The 17268-nt window shown below is 50.6% G+C and carries 12 protein-coding genes; 3 read left to right on the top strand and 9 right to left on the bottom strand.

The genetic code is table 11. The features are described 5' to 3' along the window. Nucleotides 1–14: 14 nt before the first annotated feature. A complete protein-coding gene (locus tag HMPREF2804_RS05520; RefSeq protein WP_013398830.1) occupies nt 15–1376 on the bottom strand; it encodes a class II 3-deoxy-7-phosphoheptulonate synthase in 1362 nt (453 codons plus the stop codon). Between the two features lie 118 nt (nt 1377–1494). Further along, on the bottom strand, nt 1495–2244 hold the full coding sequence (locus HMPREF2804_RS05515) for a lysophospholipid acyltransferase family protein (protein ID WP_070627651.1): 750 nt from the start codon (nt 2242–2244) through the stop codon (nt 1495–1497). Between the two features lie 339 nt (nt 2245–2583). Here HMPREF2804_RS05515 and HMPREF2804_RS05510 point away from each other — a divergent pair, with 339 nt between their 5' ends. Together HMPREF2804_RS05510 and HMPREF2804_RS05505 are read left to right on the top strand one after the other, a co-directional pair. Continuing rightward, nucleotides 2584–3447, top strand: coding sequence for an alpha/beta hydrolase (locus HMPREF2804_RS05510; RefSeq protein WP_048751979.1), 864 nt, complete (start codon nt 2584–2586; stop codon nt 3445–3447). Nucleotides 3448–3475: 28 nt separating this feature from the next. Beyond that, nucleotides 3476–5572, top strand: coding sequence for an AMP-dependent synthetase/ligase (locus HMPREF2804_RS05505; RefSeq protein ID WP_239664739.1), 2097 nt, complete (start codon nt 3476–3478; stop codon nt 5570–5572). 81 nt (nt 5573–5653) lie between these two features. Here the strand turns inward: HMPREF2804_RS05505 and HMPREF2804_RS05500 are convergent, their stop codons facing one another. From HMPREF2804_RS05500 to HMPREF2804_RS05475, 6 genes are all read right to left on the bottom strand, one after another. Further along, nucleotides 5654–7090 (bottom strand): mycothione reductase, encoded by a 1437-nt coding sequence (locus HMPREF2804_RS05500; protein WP_048751980.1) that lies wholly within the window; start codon nt 7088–7090, stop codon nt 5654–5656. 106 nt (nt 7091–7196) lie between these two features. Continuing rightward, the gene (locus HMPREF2804_RS05495) at nt 7197–8009 is read right to left on the bottom strand and encodes a ParA family protein (protein ID WP_048751981.1); all 813 of its coding nucleotides are present in this window, start codon (nt 8007–8009) and stop codon (nt 7197–7199) included. 189 nt (nt 8010–8198) lie between these two features. Next, nucleotides 8199–8786 carry a MerR family transcriptional regulator gene (locus tag HMPREF2804_RS05490; protein ID WP_004004369.1) on the bottom strand — a complete coding sequence of 196 codons (588 nt, stop codon included), beginning with the start codon at nt 8784–8786 and terminating at the stop codon, nt 8199–8201. A 588-nt stretch (nt 8787–9374) separates the two neighbouring features. Continuing rightward, the gene (locus HMPREF2804_RS05485) at nt 9375–10151 is read right to left on the bottom strand and encodes a transcriptional regulator FtsR (protein WP_004004368.1); all 777 of its coding nucleotides are present in this window, start codon (nt 10149–10151) and stop codon (nt 9375–9377) included. A gap of 453 nt (nt 10152–10604) precedes the next feature. Then, nucleotides 10605–10991, bottom strand: a complete 387-nt coding sequence (gene gcvH / locus HMPREF2804_RS05480) for a glycine cleavage system protein GcvH (RefSeq protein ID WP_004004367.1) — start codon at nt 10989–10991, stop codon at nt 10605–10607. A 289-nt stretch (nt 10992–11280) separates the two neighbouring features. Continuing rightward, nucleotides 11281–14772, bottom strand: coding sequence for a bifunctional proline dehydrogenase/L-glutamate gamma-semialdehyde dehydrogenase (locus tag HMPREF2804_RS05475; protein ID WP_048751982.1), 3492 nt, complete (start codon nt 14770–14772; stop codon nt 11281–11283). Between the two features lie 576 nt (nt 14773–15348). Here HMPREF2804_RS05475 and HMPREF2804_RS05470 point away from each other — a divergent pair. Next, nucleotides 15349–16254: a LysR family transcriptional regulator gene (locus HMPREF2804_RS05470; protein ID WP_048754844.1), complete on the top strand. Its 906-nt coding sequence runs from the start codon at nt 15349–15351 to the stop codon at nt 16252–16254. Nucleotides 16255–16270: 16 nt separating this feature from the next. Here HMPREF2804_RS05470 and HMPREF2804_RS05465 read toward each other — a convergent pair whose 3' ends face one another. Beyond that, complete coding sequence (locus HMPREF2804_RS05465; RefSeq protein ID WP_013398821.1) at nt 16271–17218, bottom strand: sugar-binding transcriptional regulator; 948 nt, start codon at nt 17216–17218, stop codon at nt 16271–16273. Between the last annotated feature and the right edge of the window lie 50 nt (nt 17219–17268).

Here is a 17268-nt window from a genome sequence, read left to right as displayed (position 1 = left end):
TAAAACTACATTGCTTATCGGTTCCTGAGATACTCGGATACCAAGAACGCGATTTCAAGCGACTGCGAGTGATTCAGCCGGGGATCGCAAAGAGATTCATAACGATCAGCTAGGGCTTCTTCATCAATAGCGTCTGAGCCACCTAGGCATTCAGTAACGTCATCCCCGGTCATCTCAACGTGAATACCGCCAGGGAATGAGCCGAGAGCATCATGTACCTCGAAGAAACCGCGAACTTCATCCAGTACATCGTCAAAACGGCGGGTCTTATAGCCAGAAGGAACGGAAATTGTATTACCGTGCATAGGATCGGTTACCCAGATAACCTGTGCACCAGCAGCTTGTACCCCTGCGACGATAGGAGGCAACTTCTCTCGAATATTCTTAGCCCCCATACGGGTAATAAAAGTGAGGCGACCGGGTTCACGATTCGGGTCAAGTTTATCGATAAGGGCCAGTGCATCTTCAGCGGTGGTTGTGGGACCGAGTTTTACACCGATGGGGTTACGCACTTTAGAGAGGAAATCCACGTGCGCATCATCAATCCCACGAGTTCGCTCACCAATCCACAAGAAATGGGCTGAGGTGTCATAGGGCAAGTCGGTTCGTGAATCGATACGGGTGAGGGACCTTTCATAGTCAAGGACTAAAGCCTCATGCCCCACATACATATCGGTAGTTTTGAGCGCATCAAAATCAACCCCACAGGCTTCCATGAATTTGAGGGCGCGGCCGATTTCATCAGCTGTTTGTTCGTATCGCTCATGCGCTGGGTTTGAAGTAAACCCGCGGTTCCATTGATGTACCGCGCGTAGATCTGCAAAGCCACCTTTTGTAAAAGCACGCACAAGGTTAAGGGTGGCGGAACTGGTGTGGTAGCCGCGCAGCATACGTTTAGGATCATGCTCACGAGCTTCAGGCGTGAACTCAAAACCGTTGACGGTTTCGCCCCGGAAGGAAGGCAAAGTAACATCGCCACGTGTTTCCGTATCCGAGGAACGTGGCTTTGAGAACTGGCCAGCCATACGACCCATCTTCACCACAGGCATCGAAGCGCCGTAGGTAAGAACCGCCGCCATCTGGAGAAGAGTTTTGATGCGACCAGAGATTTTGTAGGCTGTGGCACCTTCAAAAGTTTCGGCACAGTCACCACCCTGTAGCAAGAACGCACGTCCTTCGGCTACTTCCGCCAGCTGTTCGCGCATAGAATCTACCTCACCAGCAAAAACTAACGGGGGCAGAGAGCTCAGCTCGGCAACAGTTGCGTCAAAATCAGCGTGATTTGCCCATGTAGGCTGCTGATCTATATGCAGATTCCGCCAGGTATCCAACCCGTAATCTGCGCCAAGCTGGTGGTTATGGTTCGCGTTGCTCATGGGTGTGTACTCCAGAATTTCTGTATGGTTCAGCACGCTGACGCGGCATCAAAGGATAAAGATTATTGTACCTTCCTAAAATGCCGTATCTGAGCATATGGCGCAGTCTTAGATAAGTTTATGGGCACTCTGCACACAGACGGTTTACAGCCTGTTCGGCGGTTAAGCTGTCGGACGCCATGAGTTTTTTCACCGCATCCGCGTACACATCAACATATTCTTGCCCGCTAAGCTCACGAATAGCTACACCTACACGATCCGCAATCTCACGCTGTACGGAGAAAAGATGCGCTTCGTGACTTCTGCTGGAGAAATCTAGCGGCTTTCCAAAAATTGTACGAATCGTTATCTTTTGTCCGCGATTGCGCAGGTGCGGCCTGTTTGTTCCCAGCGGCTGCACCAGGTCCGTACCAATCTGCCCTACTGGTACAACAGAAACTCCAGATTCAAGGGCTAACCTTGCTACTCCAACTTTGGGACGGTAGCCACGCCCGTCAGGACTGCGGGTGCCTTCGGGATAGATCCCCAGTATGCCGCCTGATTCTAGCACCCGAAGGCCTCTGGCAAGAGATTCTTGACTTTTGACCCCACCGGAACGATCCATCGGAAGCTGACCCATGCTTGTAAAAAATTTAGCCATAGCGCGACCTTTGACACCGGATGTTGTGAAGTAATCACTTTTCGCCAAGAAATTAATAGGGCGATCGAGCGCAAGAGGTATAAAAACTGAATCGCAAAATGCTAGGTGGTTACTTGCAATAATGACCGGTCCCTGGGGTATGTTCTCAAGCCCGATAATCTCATGCCGATAGAGACTATGCAGAATGGGCGTACTAAGAAATTTGAGGGTGCTGTAGGCGAGGGTCATAGCTCTTCCGTCATAAAACAATAAATGCGGGATAGGCACGCGTACCCGTATATGACGGATGTGGTTAGCGAGCACATATCACGAGAGGACGGCAACAATGCGAAACCTCTACGTGATTAGATTGTAACGGTTTTAGCAGTACCGTGCCGAAATCCCCTCTTTCCCGACGCCGAGGTGACTTTTGTCTGATAGTTATCTGTGAATATTATCGTTTTCGCGCTCTTAGCGTAGCTCAGACGGTGTTATCCCAGAGCTGTAGGTAATAATTGACCACGAACCTATTTCAACTCTTGAACGGTTCCAAGTCTCAAAGTGAGAGTGTACTGTTGAAAGGATGCCATGAGTATTTTCGAGAATGCAGGTGAACCGTTTCGCCGCATCCGCCGTCAGGCACGTCAGCGTCGTGAGCTTGCCATCCAGCCCTCAATAATGCGTGCGCAAAGCTCTTTAGAGTCGGAGTTCAACCACGATCCTATTTCCCATCCGGCTGACCGTGAACTCTATGAGGGTGATGTTGGCATTCTCATCATTCATGGCTTCACAGGATCCCCGCACAGTATGCGACCTATAGCAGATCACTTTATTAAGCTCGGCTACCCTGTTGAGATGCCTCGTCTTGCTGGGCATGGCACACACTGGCGAGACATGGTGGCGACCGAGTATAAAGAGTGGGTTGACGGTGTCGAAGAAGGATATTGGAAACTCCTCAATGCAGGCTATCGGGTTATCGTAATCGGTATTTCTATGGGCGGGTGCATTGCTGCCAATTTAGCGGCTCGGCATGATGTTCTAGGCATGGTGCTCATTAACCCCTATTTTGTGGATGTAAACCCCATGATGAAAGTGGCACACCGAGTTGCCCCTATATTTCCTTCGCTCAAATCTGTGGGATCTGACATTGCCCGTCCTGGAGTTGATGAAGGTGCATATCCGCGAACTCCTACCGTTTCTGTACGGCAGCTTCACCTTTTGGGCCGAGAGACTCGTGAGCTGATACCCTTGCTACGAGCTCCGGTGCTTTATCTGCGTTCCCTTCATGATCATGTTGTCTCAGATAGTTCGCACCGCTATTTTCTAGAACACTGCTCAGCACCGGTAAACTTTAAATGGTTGACTCACAGTTACCATGTGCCGACTCTAGACTACGACGCGGAACTTGTCTTATCCGTGATACAAGATTTTGTCGTTGACTGTGAAGCATAATCCAAGCTACAGCGTTGAAAGGCCTTGTATGCAAATTGTCTCCGTACCCGCAGAAGCTATGGTAGATCCAGCGTTGAATCTCACCAGTATTGTGGAACGCCATGCCTCCGACACCTCAAATCCAGTGCTGTATCGGTGGCAGATGTCGCCTGGCAATTGGCAGGACATTCACGCACATCAGTTTCATGACATGGTGGTTTCTGTAGCCAAGGGACTCATTGCGCATGGCGTTAAACCTGGTGATCGCATAGGTATTATGAGCCGCACCCGCTTTGAGTGGGCTTTAATAGATTTTGCTATCTGGTATGCCGGAGCCATATCGGTACCTATCTACGAGACGAACGCACCCGCACAAGTTGCCTGGGCCTTATCGCATTCTGAGGCACAAGCAATTTTTGTGGAGAACGATAAACTGGTTCAGATTACTGATAAGGCGCATAAATTTCACCCGCTCAATATTAAAAATCGTTGGGTCATTGAAAATGGGGATTTGGATATGCTCATCAGAGCAGGTTTAGACGTCTCCGATGCCGAACTTGAAGCGGCACGCACACATGCCCATGCCGATTCGCTTGCAACCATCGTCTACACGTCTGGAACAACAGGTAAGCCTAAAGGATGTGCGCTCACGCACGGAAACTTTCTTAATTTGAGTCTTAACACGCGCATCGCGGAGCCGGAGATCGCTAATCCGCGTAGTTCTTCCCTTATTTTCTTACCTTTAGCGCATGTTCTGGCAAGGTTTATTCAGGTTCTTGCTTTGGATTCCGGGGTTGTTGTTGGGCACTCCCCTACCATCAAGAATCTTGCGGCTGACCTGGATAGTTTTAAGCCCACCATGTTGCTGGTGGTACCGCGTGTCTTTGAAAAGATTTATGAGGGAGCATTGGCTAAGGCGGCTCGTGGCGGAACCATAAACGAAAATCTTTTTAAGCGAGCGGTTAAGGTCGCCATCGCTTGGTCTGAGGCTAAAGTTTCTGGACGACTCCCCCTCAAGTTGGCGGCACAATATGCACTCTACGATAAGCTAGTTTACACAAAATTGCGTGCCGCTATGGGTGGTAAATTACGTTACGCAGTCTGCGGAGGCGGGCCTCTCTCCCCACGGTTGAATCATTTCTACCATGCGGTAGGAGTCCGAGTGGTTGAGGGTTATGGTCTCACGGAAACATGTGCGCCGATTGCTGCCGGGCGCATCAGCAATTTTCAGATCGGGGCTATTGGTCCGCTCCTGCCAGGTTCTCAAGGCCGTCTTGCCGAAGATGGCGAGCTTGAACTGCGTGGAATCGGCGTGATGAAGGAATACTACAAAAATCCCGCTGAAAATGCCCAGTCTTTCACTGACGATGGATGGTTCAAGAGCGGTGATCTAGCCCGTTTCGATGATCAAGGGCTCCTCAAAATTGTGGGGCGCAAAAAAGAAATCATCGTGACGGCCGGGGGCAAGAATGTTATTCCGGGCACTGCGGAGAACCATCTACGAACTTCTCCCTTGGTATCTCAGGCTATGCTCGTGGGAGACCAGAAACCCTTTATTGCGGCTTTGGTTACTCTCGATCCCGATACTCTCCCCGATCAGCTTGAGCATTTGGGGCTTCCGCGTTCCCTTTCTATGCCAGAGGCCGCCGTGCATCCTGCCGTGCGCGCCGCGATCCAGCGCATTATTGATGAGGCTAATCAACTGGTATCTCGTGCAGAAGCTATTCGCGAATTCCGCATTATGGGTAAGGATTTGACGGAGGCGGACGGCTATTTAACACCTTCTCAAAAGCTCAAACGGGCTAAGATTCTGCAGGATTTTTCTGCTTATGTGGATGACATCTATAGCCGTGTTTCGGAAAGCGCTAATAATAAACTCGAACGTCTGCAAAGCTACGCCGAGCAAGCTTCTGATAGGCTCCAAGAGTTCAAAACAGAGAAGACAGAAAAACTTCATGATCTGAAGGTTGAAGCGACTGAACGTCTTGAAGAGTTTAAAGGGCAAGCGGCGGAAAAGTTATCTCAGCATCAGCCAGTCCGAGCCACACCTTCAGATAAAGAGCGTACATACCCTGATGGTAAAGAGCACGTGCACGGAGATTCAGAACAACAAAAAGCTCCACGAATCTCTTCGGAAGAATCGTAGCTCTTGAATGCGAAAAGAGGCTAAAAGCTGTGGGGTTCTCACCAAGGTTGGGGAGGGGCCCCACAGCTTTATATATGAAAACTAGTTATCTACATCTAGCCCAAGAAGAGCATTTTCTATAACTTCAGTCAGAGCAGGGTGAATCCAATACTGACCACGGGCCATGTCTTTCACGCCTAACCCGAAGCTCATGGCTTGAATAAGCGGCTGGATCAACACTGAGGCTTCTTCCCCTACAAGGTGAGCGCCTAAGAGCTGTCCCGTGTCTTTGCGGGCAATAAGTTTCGCCAATCCCACGGAATCTTCCATAGCCCATCCATAAGCGGTATCGCCGTAGTTCTGGCTCTTCACCGTAACTTCGAAGCCCTCACGCTCTCCCAGCTTCCGGGCGTTCTCTTCTGAGAGTCCCACAGTTGCTATCTGCGGATTACTGAAAACCGCAGCAGGGACAAAACGATGATCGCTGGCAACGAAGCTATCGGAGTGGCTGAGGTTATGTTGAACGGTCCGTGCCTCATGGTTCGCCACATGCTTGAGTTGGAATGGCGAGGAGACATCACCTAGCGCGAATACTCCAGGTACGGGAGAACCGTTATACAGTACGCGCTGGTATTTATCAGTTCCAATAAACCCGCGGCTATCGACGTCAAAGAAACTGGATGCTTTAAGAGTATCGCTATTGGAGCGGCGACCAGTTGCGGCAAGTACAATATCCGCAACAATCTCCTCTACCTCACCATTGTGTTCAACCACAACGGTAACGGTTCCATCGCCATTCTCGCGGATTTCGACAAGAGAGCGTTCCAGGAGAATGTTCCACTGGTGAGATGCTGCTTCTACGAACCTGTCTACAACTTCTACATCTACCTCACGGAGAATACGGTTAGAACGGACCATCTGATAGACCTGTGCCCCCAAAGCAGAGAATACGTGTGAGAACTCAGCAGCGACAACCCCGCCACCAAGCACTACAAGACGTTTAGGGAGCTCCTCCAAACGCATAATCGTGTCGTTTGTATGAACCTGTGGTAAGTCAATACCGGGAACCGCCGGAAGAACCGCCCGCGAACCCGCAGCAATTACAACCTGGCGACCGTAAAGTTTCTGCCCGGACTCTGTCTGCACTGTGTGAGCATCAACAAAATGAGCGTATTCGGGGTAGTAATCCACATTAGGTAGACCAGCGCGCCAGTCACGCCCACCAGCAGAAATTTTATCGATGCGCTGAGGGAAAATACGATCGCGTATCTGTGCCCAGTTAATTGCAGTAATTTCAGCCTCAATGCCTAACTTATTGAGCTCACGTGCTTTCTGCGCAGTAGTTGCCGGGTACACAAACATTTTCGTGGGGATGCACCCAACGTTCAGGCATGTTCCGCCAAAAGTACCGCCGTCTATAAGCGCTACTTTTTTGGTATCCCATTCCGGTCCTATCAGGGTGTTCCCCGATCCCGAACCGATGACGATAAGGTCGTACTGTGCTACGCCATCAATAATTTCGAGCTCTTTGATACTCATAGTCCCTCACCTGCAATAAAAATTACTTGAGTCTTAATACGAACAATACAACGCTGCACCCCAGATTTTATTCCGGGGTGCAGGCAGGCAACCAATTACTTAGGTTCTACAGTGCTGCCATGAGTCCGGCAAGCAGACGTGTAAATCGTATGGAGGGCTCCACAGCTTCTTCGTCGGGCCAGAAGTGAATCGGATGTGCTGCCCCAAGAGCACGTTGAATAACAGCTTCCTCGTTGAACGTAGGCTCAGCAACAAGCTGCCCGAAGAGTGCCTTCAATTCTTCATACCGATAGCTGTGCTCGGGATCGTCGGCACGTAATTTATTCACGACAACGGCAGCAGCCTCAACAGAACTATTCTCGTCCTTCTGGAACCTAACAATCGCACGGAGGGTACGCTCAGTACCCGCCACAGAGAAAAGTGAAGGCTCCGCAATCGAAAGCACTCGCTGGCTTGCACCCCATCCAGTTGCTGTAAGGGTCCCTAAAAACGGTGGGCAGTCGATGAGGACTAGGTCGTATGTGCTCCCAGTATTTTCGATAAGGTTCTGCAACCGTTCAATGAAGGGCGCGGGCTCTTTCGTATCGAGAAGAGCCGAACGTGCCGAACCACGAGCTACATGAATTTCGCCGCCCTCTATAGGAGTGCTCGTGAGTAGCGTAGGTGTACCCACCAGGCTATTCCAAGCTGACGGGCTCACAAGGCGGGTGAGCGCATCGGTGTCATGGGTAAGCAGGATAGAGGCAATGTCCGGGCACCCGCCTTCCGCGGCAAGTCCGGTACTAGCGTCCCCATGGGGATCGAGATCTATGACAAGGGTTTTGAGCCCACCGTGCAACGCTGCTGATGCAAGACCTAACACAATGGAGGTCTTACCCACGCCACCTTTGAGGCTACTAACACTGACAATTCTAGGCATGGCGCTCCGAAGTTATAAGTTCAACAATTGAATGAGTGCACTCTTATTTTATCGAAATTACTTGCGTTCGATAACTCTCGATCGCAAGTTTTCCCAATAATCTTTACACTCGTGTATATCACGCATATGTGGTGCCACAGCGTATGTCTTTAAAACCACTCTACTAGAGTATTGAGGTTTTAGTGCACGTCAGGCTTTACGGGCGCGGCGTGCGGCAAGTTCGTCTTCCGCGTCCGATACCGTCTGCATCTCTTCACTAGGTTGCCCATTCAGATTCGCTTCGATCTCACGCCAGACTCGCCCAATAGCAATTCCGAAGACACCTTGGCCAGCCTGTACGAGATCAATAACTTCGCTCGGCGACGTACACTCATAAACAGTGGTTCCATCGCTCATCAGGGTGATTCCTGCAAGATCCTCGATCCCCCGAGTATGAAGATGGTCAATAGAGGTACGAATCTGTTGTAAAGATACTCCGGTATCGAGAAGGCGCTTAACGATCTTGAGAACCAATACATCGCGGAAACTATAGAGCCGTTGAGTCCCAGACCCTGAGGCGGAGCGCACAGTAGGCACCACAAGCTCCGTACGAGCCCAGTAGTCAAGCTGCCGATAGCTAATCCCGGCAGCTTTCCTGGCAACAGACCCGCGGTACCCTAGGTTCTCGTCGACGATTGATACAGGATCTTTAAAAAGAACCCCCTGTTCACCACGCGGAGGTGGTGCCATCGGAAGAAGAACTTCAAACCCTTCTAACTGCTCGGCTGTACCATGCATATCATGGTAAGCCTCAGAAGAACGAGATCCAGTTTTTGAGGTATTCCCTGGTGTGGTCTTGTCACCGACGCTATATCGCGCCATTGGCAATACCTCCTTCTTATCCGATGTCCGTAGCCGAACGGGTTACTTCTGTTTGTTATCCTACCTTGTTACCCGTTCAAATGCACGGAAATACCGGGCACTAAGCTCCAGCAGTTTTTACACGTTTAGAGAGCAAATACATTACGGGATAAAAAGAGGAACCGCGCCTTCTGAAAGCTACGGCAGCCTTTATAGTTTAACCTATCTCTCCCTTTAGCATAAAACTTGCACATCTTCAGGGTGGGAGTCGAGCTTTAGTAGATTATTCTCCGCCCATACAACGTCTAAGCGCGCCTAGAATACGGTCATGGAAACATGTAAACCCTACTCATATTGAGCACTATATCCGCAACAAACCTTAAAAAAATGGATGCGCAAAAGCGATCAACTTTCACGCATCCAACGCTGAGATTGAGTGATATTTTTCTTGGCAGGACTAGCCCCTACTTCGTAGACAGACGCAGAAGCCAGCGCAAGTTTCTAACTACATGCGTACGGAAAGTCCTAGTTATACGTCGGCATTGCCGACTCTACAAGGGTTGCATGCAGCTGCAGACAAAGTTTGCGAATCTTATCGGCTCGCTCTTGAGCCTGCGTCTGCGAAGCTGCGTCACGGCGCGAAGCTAAAGGAGCTACCGCGATCTCAACAAGAGAGATTTCACGGTCTGCTGCAGATTTGAAAGCTCTCAGATGACGGGGCTGAATGCCATGTCCCATAAGTTCAGCGCTAGCTCGGGCAATAAGCACATCATATTCAGTATATTTCGCATCTGCCTCGTCATCCAGAAGGCCGAAGTCAATAAGCTCACGAATAAGCTCAACGGGCGCACCCGAGTACTCTGCGAGTTCACGAATACTGTATGTGCGCCCTTCCGCAACGTTGGTGGATCCCAAAACCTGGTCCAACATCTCGTCCGAAACGGGTGCAGGTACAGAGTTAATGGCGCGACCCGCCTCAAGATCGTCAAGATGCTGACGAATAACCTTGAGCGGCATATAGTAGTCGCGTTGCATCGTCAAGATATACCGCAGGCGCTCGATGTCGGTTTGAGAGTACTTTCGATACCCAGTATCGGTACGTTTGGGGTGGACCAAACCACGCTCCTCCAAAAAACGAATCTTAGAGGCGCTGATCCCTGGAAAATCAAGATCCAGTTGACTTAAAACCTGTCCTATAGTGCGGCTCTTAATATCTCGGGGGTCACGACTATCTTTGCCACGTTCAGCGCTCTCTACTAGAGCCTCTGCCCGAGCGAGATTGTCATCAATGCGGGAGTTCATAGTATTCCTTTGAGAAATTGTGCTCGTCAAAGCCACGCCGATGCGCAGACCGCCTCGGCGTGCTGCATAGTACCTAATCGGCTTCTTCGCAGACGGCGTTACTTGTTCTTTTGTATTATGAGTGAGTGAGGTTCAGATAATTTATCACAAAATGATAAACACTGAACCTTTGAGTCAATCTTATAGTGTTCCGTCTCAGAATTCCATTAGAAAACCGCTGAATAACGGCATTTTCGATGCCGAAAGATTACAAAACTTTAACTATCAAGTAGTAAAACAATACCAATTCATCCAAAAACCCTTATTTTTCCATGCGACATATAAGTATAGGTATTGATAAATTTTTAGAATTATTTGTATTTATTTTTCGTCACATTTTACAAAATTATCCGGTGATTACCGTCTTTTCGACGGTAATCACCGGATATCTATCCTACGCCTAGGTACCGGTAATTAGTCCAGCTCAGCCTGATAGGCCTCCGCTGAGAGAAGCTTTGCCACATCATCAGCATTTTCAGGACGAAGTTCGATAAGCCAGCCCTCACCGTAAGGATCGGAGTTCACCTGTGCGGGGTCATCAGCCAGCGCCTCATTGACGGCGACAACCTCACCGGCAACTGGTGACAGAAGATCGGATACGGACTTAGTGGACTCAATCTCGCCAAAGCTACCCTCAGCATCGAGGGAGTCACCGACAGAGGGCAGGTCTACATAAACCACGTCACCCAGCGCATCCTGCGCATGATCGGTAATACCGACGCGAACAGTACCTTCAGCCGAAAGGGGGGAAACCCACTCATGATCAGATGTGTACAGAAGTTCTGCGGGAACGTTGCTCATAGCAGCGATTTCCTTTCAGTGTGTTCTTGCTACGCACGGTTCTGTGCGAACCTCTCACGGTGTGGGACACGAGAGGCAATACACAAATTATCTCATAGATACGTAATGTTGAGCACGTTTTTCCGAATCGTGTCATGGGTTCTCAGAAGTAATTTCCGTAAGGTTAAGATGTGCCTCGCAAATTTCACACATTGAAAATCAGACAGAATATAGTGAGATGCCTCGCCTCTACGTATAGCAGAGACGAGGCATCTCATTCTATTTAGCCCAACTCAGGCTAGAACCTCACTTATCGAGAGGAGATAACACTCTCTGAGAAGGGGTTCGGGTTACCGAAGCGGTGTGCGGTAATCGAAACGGCCTGTTCACGCAGGAAGGGGAGCATCTCGATACGACCAGCCTCGGTCACGGGGTGGAAGTTCACAGCAACATCGGGACGACCACCCAAGGCCGTGTACACGGACTTGACGTCATCACCGATGTAACGGATACGAGTACCTTCAAGCGGAGTACCAGCCAGAGCGCGAACCGGAGTCTTAGCGTTAGAAGCCAAGTATGTGCGCCATGCTTCATCGGATTCGACCAGATACTTGATGCCTTTGTTTTCGAGAATACCGCGTACAGCGACCGGCAGATCCTTGCCCACAGACAGAGCCATCGGCGCACCCGCAGCCAAGCCAGCAAGAACCACACGAACAGCATCTGCCACAGAGGCGGATTCGTCAGCACGTACCAGAACCTGAGTGGGAACGTAACGCAGAATGTTACGTTCAACGCCAAGCTTCGAGGGATCGTAGCCGTAACCAAACTCACTCTCCCAAGCCTCAGCATCCGAGGATGCCGAACGGGTCAGGAAGGCGAAATCTTCTGCGGTGCACAAATCGGCATTATCTGCTGTTGCCAGAACTTCACGTACAGCAACTGACTGAGGAACAGCGGTTGCGGTAGCCTCGGTGCGCTCCCAATCGGACAATGCAATAAGGTAGCTGGGACCACCTGCCTTGGTACCAGAACCAACAGTGGATTTCTTCCATCCGCCGAAGGGCTGACGACGAACGATAGCGCCGGTAATACCACGGTTCACATAGACGTTACCTGCCTGCACCTTGGAGAGCCAGAGCTCAAGCTCCTCTGCATCCAGCGAATGCAGACCAGCGGTGAGGCCGTAATCCGGTGCGTTCTGAAGCTCAATAGCTTCTTCCAAAGTATCCGCGGTCATGATGCCCAGGATCGGACCAAAATACTCGGTCATATGGTACTCAGATCCAGGCTTAACACCTTCACGAACACCGGGGCTCCATAGGCGACCGGTATCGTCAAGTTCCTTAGGCTGAATGAGCCAGCGCTCCCCCGGCCCTAGAGTAGTCAAACCACGCAGAAGCTTCTCTTCAGGCTTCTGTGCAACAGGCCCCATCTGAGCTTCAATATCCTGCGGATGTGCCACGTGCAGAGAGTTGACGGAGTCAAGAAGCTGACGACGGAAACGCTCGGACTGTGCGGCAGCGCCTACCAAAATGACGGTAGAACCTGCGGAGCACTTCTGACCTGCGTGTCCAAATGCCGAGTATACAACATCCTTGACAGCAAGATCGATGTCAGCGTTGGGGGTCACGATGATAGAGTTTTTACCAGAGGTCTCACCAAATAGCGGAAGATCATCGCGCCAGGAACGGAAGAGTTCTGCCGTCTCGTAACCACCGGTGAGGATCAGACGATCAACCTCGGGGTGAGAGATCAAAACCTTGCCAGCCTCACGGTCAACAACCTTGACGAGCTTCAGAACATCCTTGGGAACGCCTGCTTTCCACATGATCTCAGCAATCAGAGCACCAGTACGTGCAGTAATAGTTGCAGGCTTGAAGATAACAGCCGAACCTGCAGCCAGACCGGCAAGAACACCACCGGCGGGAATAGCCGTCGGGAAGTTCCACGGCGGAACAACCACAGTCAAATCAACCGACTGCACCTGAGCACCGTCAATCTTTTCTAAGTCTTCAGCAAGCATTGCGTAGTAGTAGGCAAAGTCGATAGCTTCAGAAACCTCGGTATCACCTTGATCCAGAGTCTTGCCAGCCTCAGCAGCCATAACTTCCAGAAGCTCGGCACGGTGCAGGGCGATTTCCTTACCAACGTTACGCAGTACAGCAGCACGCTCAGCGCCGGAGAGACGACCCCAAACCTTACCCGATGCTTCAGCATCAGCAACAAGCTGTTCAGCCTCAGCGACAGAAGTTAGCTCGTTTTCCTTCAAAGTAGCAATACCGATTTGAGTGGTCTTGGAACGCTCAAGGATTGCTCGGCCCCACTCACGGTTGCCAGACAGCGATGGGTCGGTATCGGGTGTGTTCTCAAAACGACCTGCGGGCACGAAGACGTTATCTGCATTCTCAGTCTGACGGTTCTGATGGCGTTTGCCTTCCGGAACCTCATCAGTGACCGAGTTCAGTGAGCGCATAAAGCGGTCTTCTTCGCGCTTGAAGATTTCTTCGTCAGTTGCGAGATCAAAAATACCCGACATGAAGTTTTCGGAAGATGCGTTCTCTTCTAGGCGACGAATCAGGTATGCAATAGCAACGTCGAATTCCTTGGGGTTCACCACGGGCACATACAGAAGCAGGTGTCCCACACGACGGCGAATGATTTCTGCCTGCTGCTCGGCCATGCCGATCAGCATCTCGAACTCCACGCGATCCTTAACGCCACGGTCTTCAGCCAAAAGCAGAGCAAACGCAACGTCAAAGAGGTTGTGCCCGGCAACGCCTAGACGGATGTTCTTTGCGTGCTCGGGACGCAGTGCGTAATCAAGGATGCGCTTGTAGTTGGTGTCTGCAGCCTGCTTGGTGTCCCAGGTGGTGACAGGCCAACCATGCATAACACCTTCCACGATTTCCATGGAGAGGTTGGCACCTTTAACCAGACGAACCTTGATGGAAGAACCACCGTTAGCAACGCGCTCCGCTGCCCACGCCTGCAACCGCTGCATTGCAGCAAGGGTGTCGGGCAGGTATGCCTGAAGCACGATGCCTGCTTCAAGATCCTTCAGATGAGGCTGATCCAGGATCTTAGTAAAGACCTCAATGGTCATATCGAGATCTTTGTACTCTTCCATGTCCAGGTTAATGAACTTCTTGGGGGAAGAGGATGCGGCCAGCTCATACAGCGGAGTCAAACGTCGAACTGCTTCTTCGACAACTTCGTCAAATGCCCAGTGCTGATGAGGACCAGAGACAGCAGATACCTTAATAGAAACATAATCAACGTCGTCACGAGCGAGCAGACGCTTAGTCTCAGAGAGACGATGCTCGGCTTCATTATCACCCAGCACTGCCTCACCCAGCAGGTTAACGTTCAAACGGTTACCACTCTTGGTAAGTTCTGCGATGGCATCTCCCAGTTTCTCTTCGGAAGCATCGACGATCAGGTGACCTACCATTTCGCGCAATACGCGACGCGCCACAGGAACGGTAGGCCACGACATCTTACCGGCCAGCTTACCGCCGAAGCCAACGGCGGACTTCATGTACCACGGCAAGAAGGAAGGAGCTAGACCAGAAATACGAGATAGGTTACGACCCGAAACGTTGTCGTCCTCAGGGCGAATGACGCCATCGACAAATCCAACGGTAAAGGGCAGACCCTTTGGGTCTTTCAAAACACCAGCCAGTTGCTTGGCAGCATAAGTTGGCTTAATGGACTGAGACTCAGTCACCCATTGACGAACGAGTGCACGAGCGTCCTGAGCCAATTTCTGGTAATGCTCAGATGCGAAAGGATGCGTCATCCTTGACTCCTAACTAACTACGGTGTGCTATAAGCACACGAAGCGTATTGATGTCTCTATTTCACCACAAAAGGGTATTGAATACCTCATTAGAAAAACTGAATGTTTTTGCCAATAATATTTTAGAATATCTAAATATTTTTGACGGCCGCAAATCCCCACTAAGCCCCATGAAATAGGCGGAAGGGCCTGAGCGCACTACAAGCCAAACAACTACCATCCAACCCCACCTCATCCAACATTCAACAAGCACTTTAAACCTTAAAGATTTACGGCTTTAAACCAGACTTGTTTGCAATCAAAATACAGTACTTAGTACTGGACAAAACGAACAGAGTTCATTTATTACAAGAGAATGACATCCCAAAATGTTTATGAAAACTTTATCGTTGCGTCCGTCGTTTCTGCGACACAGAAAGTACCTATTTCGATACCATGAAGAAAAGCTTAAGGTGGTTTAAGATACCGCATCAGGCAGCCTAGTACTCCACAAAACGAGGGACAGCAAGACCGATGCGAACAGCGCACACTTACTCCACTAAACCAACCACGACCGCGCTAATTTAAGGAGACTTTATGTCTGTATCTGATATCCGGCGTATGCAAATGCTTCTGGAGATTCACGAACGCGGCACCATTATCGCTGCTGCGGATGCTCTCAGCTTGACCCCATCTGCTGTGTCACAGCAAATTGCAAACCTCGAAAAAGATACAGGTACAGCATTATTACAACGTGTTGGGCGGCGCGTTCAGCTCACGAACGCCGGTCTTGTCATGGTCGATAGTGCTCGTACTATATTGCGCGAGATAGACCGCATGCAGACAGCAGTAGCAAACCTTGCAGGAGAACCAGCAGGAACCGTGCGCTTGGCGATCTTCCAATCCGCTTCCTTTGCACTTCTGCCCCGCGCTATCAAATACCTCGAAGAACATGCACCGCGTCTAATTCTGCACGTTCTACAGATCGACCCAGAGACGGGAACTTCACTCACTCGAAGCCGCGAGTACGACATGGTTCTTTCAGAGGCTTATCCGCACCATCCTATCCCCGAGTATCCAGACCTGCACTCTGAGCTTTTGGTAGAGGATCCCCTGAGTCTTATCGTTCCTGAAGATTCCAGCATCAAATCTCTCAAAGAAGCCAATGAATTGCCTTGGGTTCTTGAGATGGAGCAGAATACATCGCGCCAATGGGCTATCAATCAGTGCCGCACTGTAGGGTTCGAACCAGATATTCGGTACAGCGCAAACGACATGATCACTAATGCAAACTTGGTGCGTTCAGGATGCGCAACCACTATAGTGCCAGGATTCGTACTCTCAAGCCTATCTAACACAAAGGGTATTCGCACAGTAGATCTTCCGGGTAAGCCTTCACGCAAGATCTTTACCGCAGTGCGCACAGAGTCCGCGAAGAATCCGGCCCTAGTAATGGTTCGTGATGCGCTTCAGCATGCCGTTAAAGAAGCATTCGGCTCATAACAAGAATTCTTTAACACTATTTCTCCATCACGGCTCGGGCGAGTTTTTCGTCGAGCACCAGGTCTGTAATAGCGCCCGTACGCAGCGCTCCTCTTAGCGCTGCCGCACGGTGCGTTCCGGAGGCTACGCATATACGACGAGGAATGCGGGAAAGCTCTTGAGGGCTGGGGCCGGATGCCCGACGGTTAATCTCAAGGTCATTCCAGCTTCCGTCCTCCCGCAGAAGCACCGTACATATATCGCCAACCACTCCCTGCTCACGCAGTAAGCGCTGTTCTGTCACATCAAAGTACCCACCCGAGTACACATGAGAGGGAATAGCCCCTCCGAAAGCACCAATACCGAAAACTGCTACATCGACCCGGCTTTGCACCTGCAGTGTTGCTTGGATGCTCCGCTCGCGCCACATCGCAGCTTTGGTATCGGCAAAGTCAAAGAATGCGGGTACCGGAAAATGAATCATGTAAGCATCGTAGGCGCTTACCATGCGTCCCAGTAGCGTGCCTAAATATGGTATTCCAGAATGATGCGCATTCCCTGCCCCGTTTAATTGCACCACGCTCACCCCCTCTAGTGGTCGTTTAGGCAGATGCCGCGAAACCTCTGTGAGAGTTGCACCCCAGGCCACCCCGATGCTTGTGCCGTTATCGACTAGCGAATCAAGAAGTTGCGCGGCAGAACGCGCAACCTGGCTCATCCTAGCGATTGGGGTAGCGTCCTGCTTGGTATTCACAAGAGTAACGCGAACTTTGTACCGCTCCCCCAACCGTTTTTCGAGCTCATGTCGGGTTCTATACGAGTCGTCGAGGCGAATCTGCACCATGCCTGTCTCGCGCGCATTTTTGAGTAAACGCGAGATAGTTGCGCGTGAAACTCCTAGGCGGGATGCAATAGTATCCATTGTGAGATTCTGGATGTAATACAGCTGCGCGACCTCATAGGTTTGGCTGAGTCGTTCGTTCATTCGTTCCTAACCTTAAGTGAAAATCCGTTCACTCCACTTGGTAATTATTT

This window comes from Rothia sp. HMSC065G12 (assembly GCF_001811455.1).
Classification (GTDB): Bacteria; Actinomycetota; Actinomycetes; order Actinomycetales; family Micrococcaceae; genus Rothia; species Rothia dentocariosa.
Note: the sequence above shows the minus strand (reverse complement) of the source record. Positions and strands in the feature narration are given on the sequence as shown.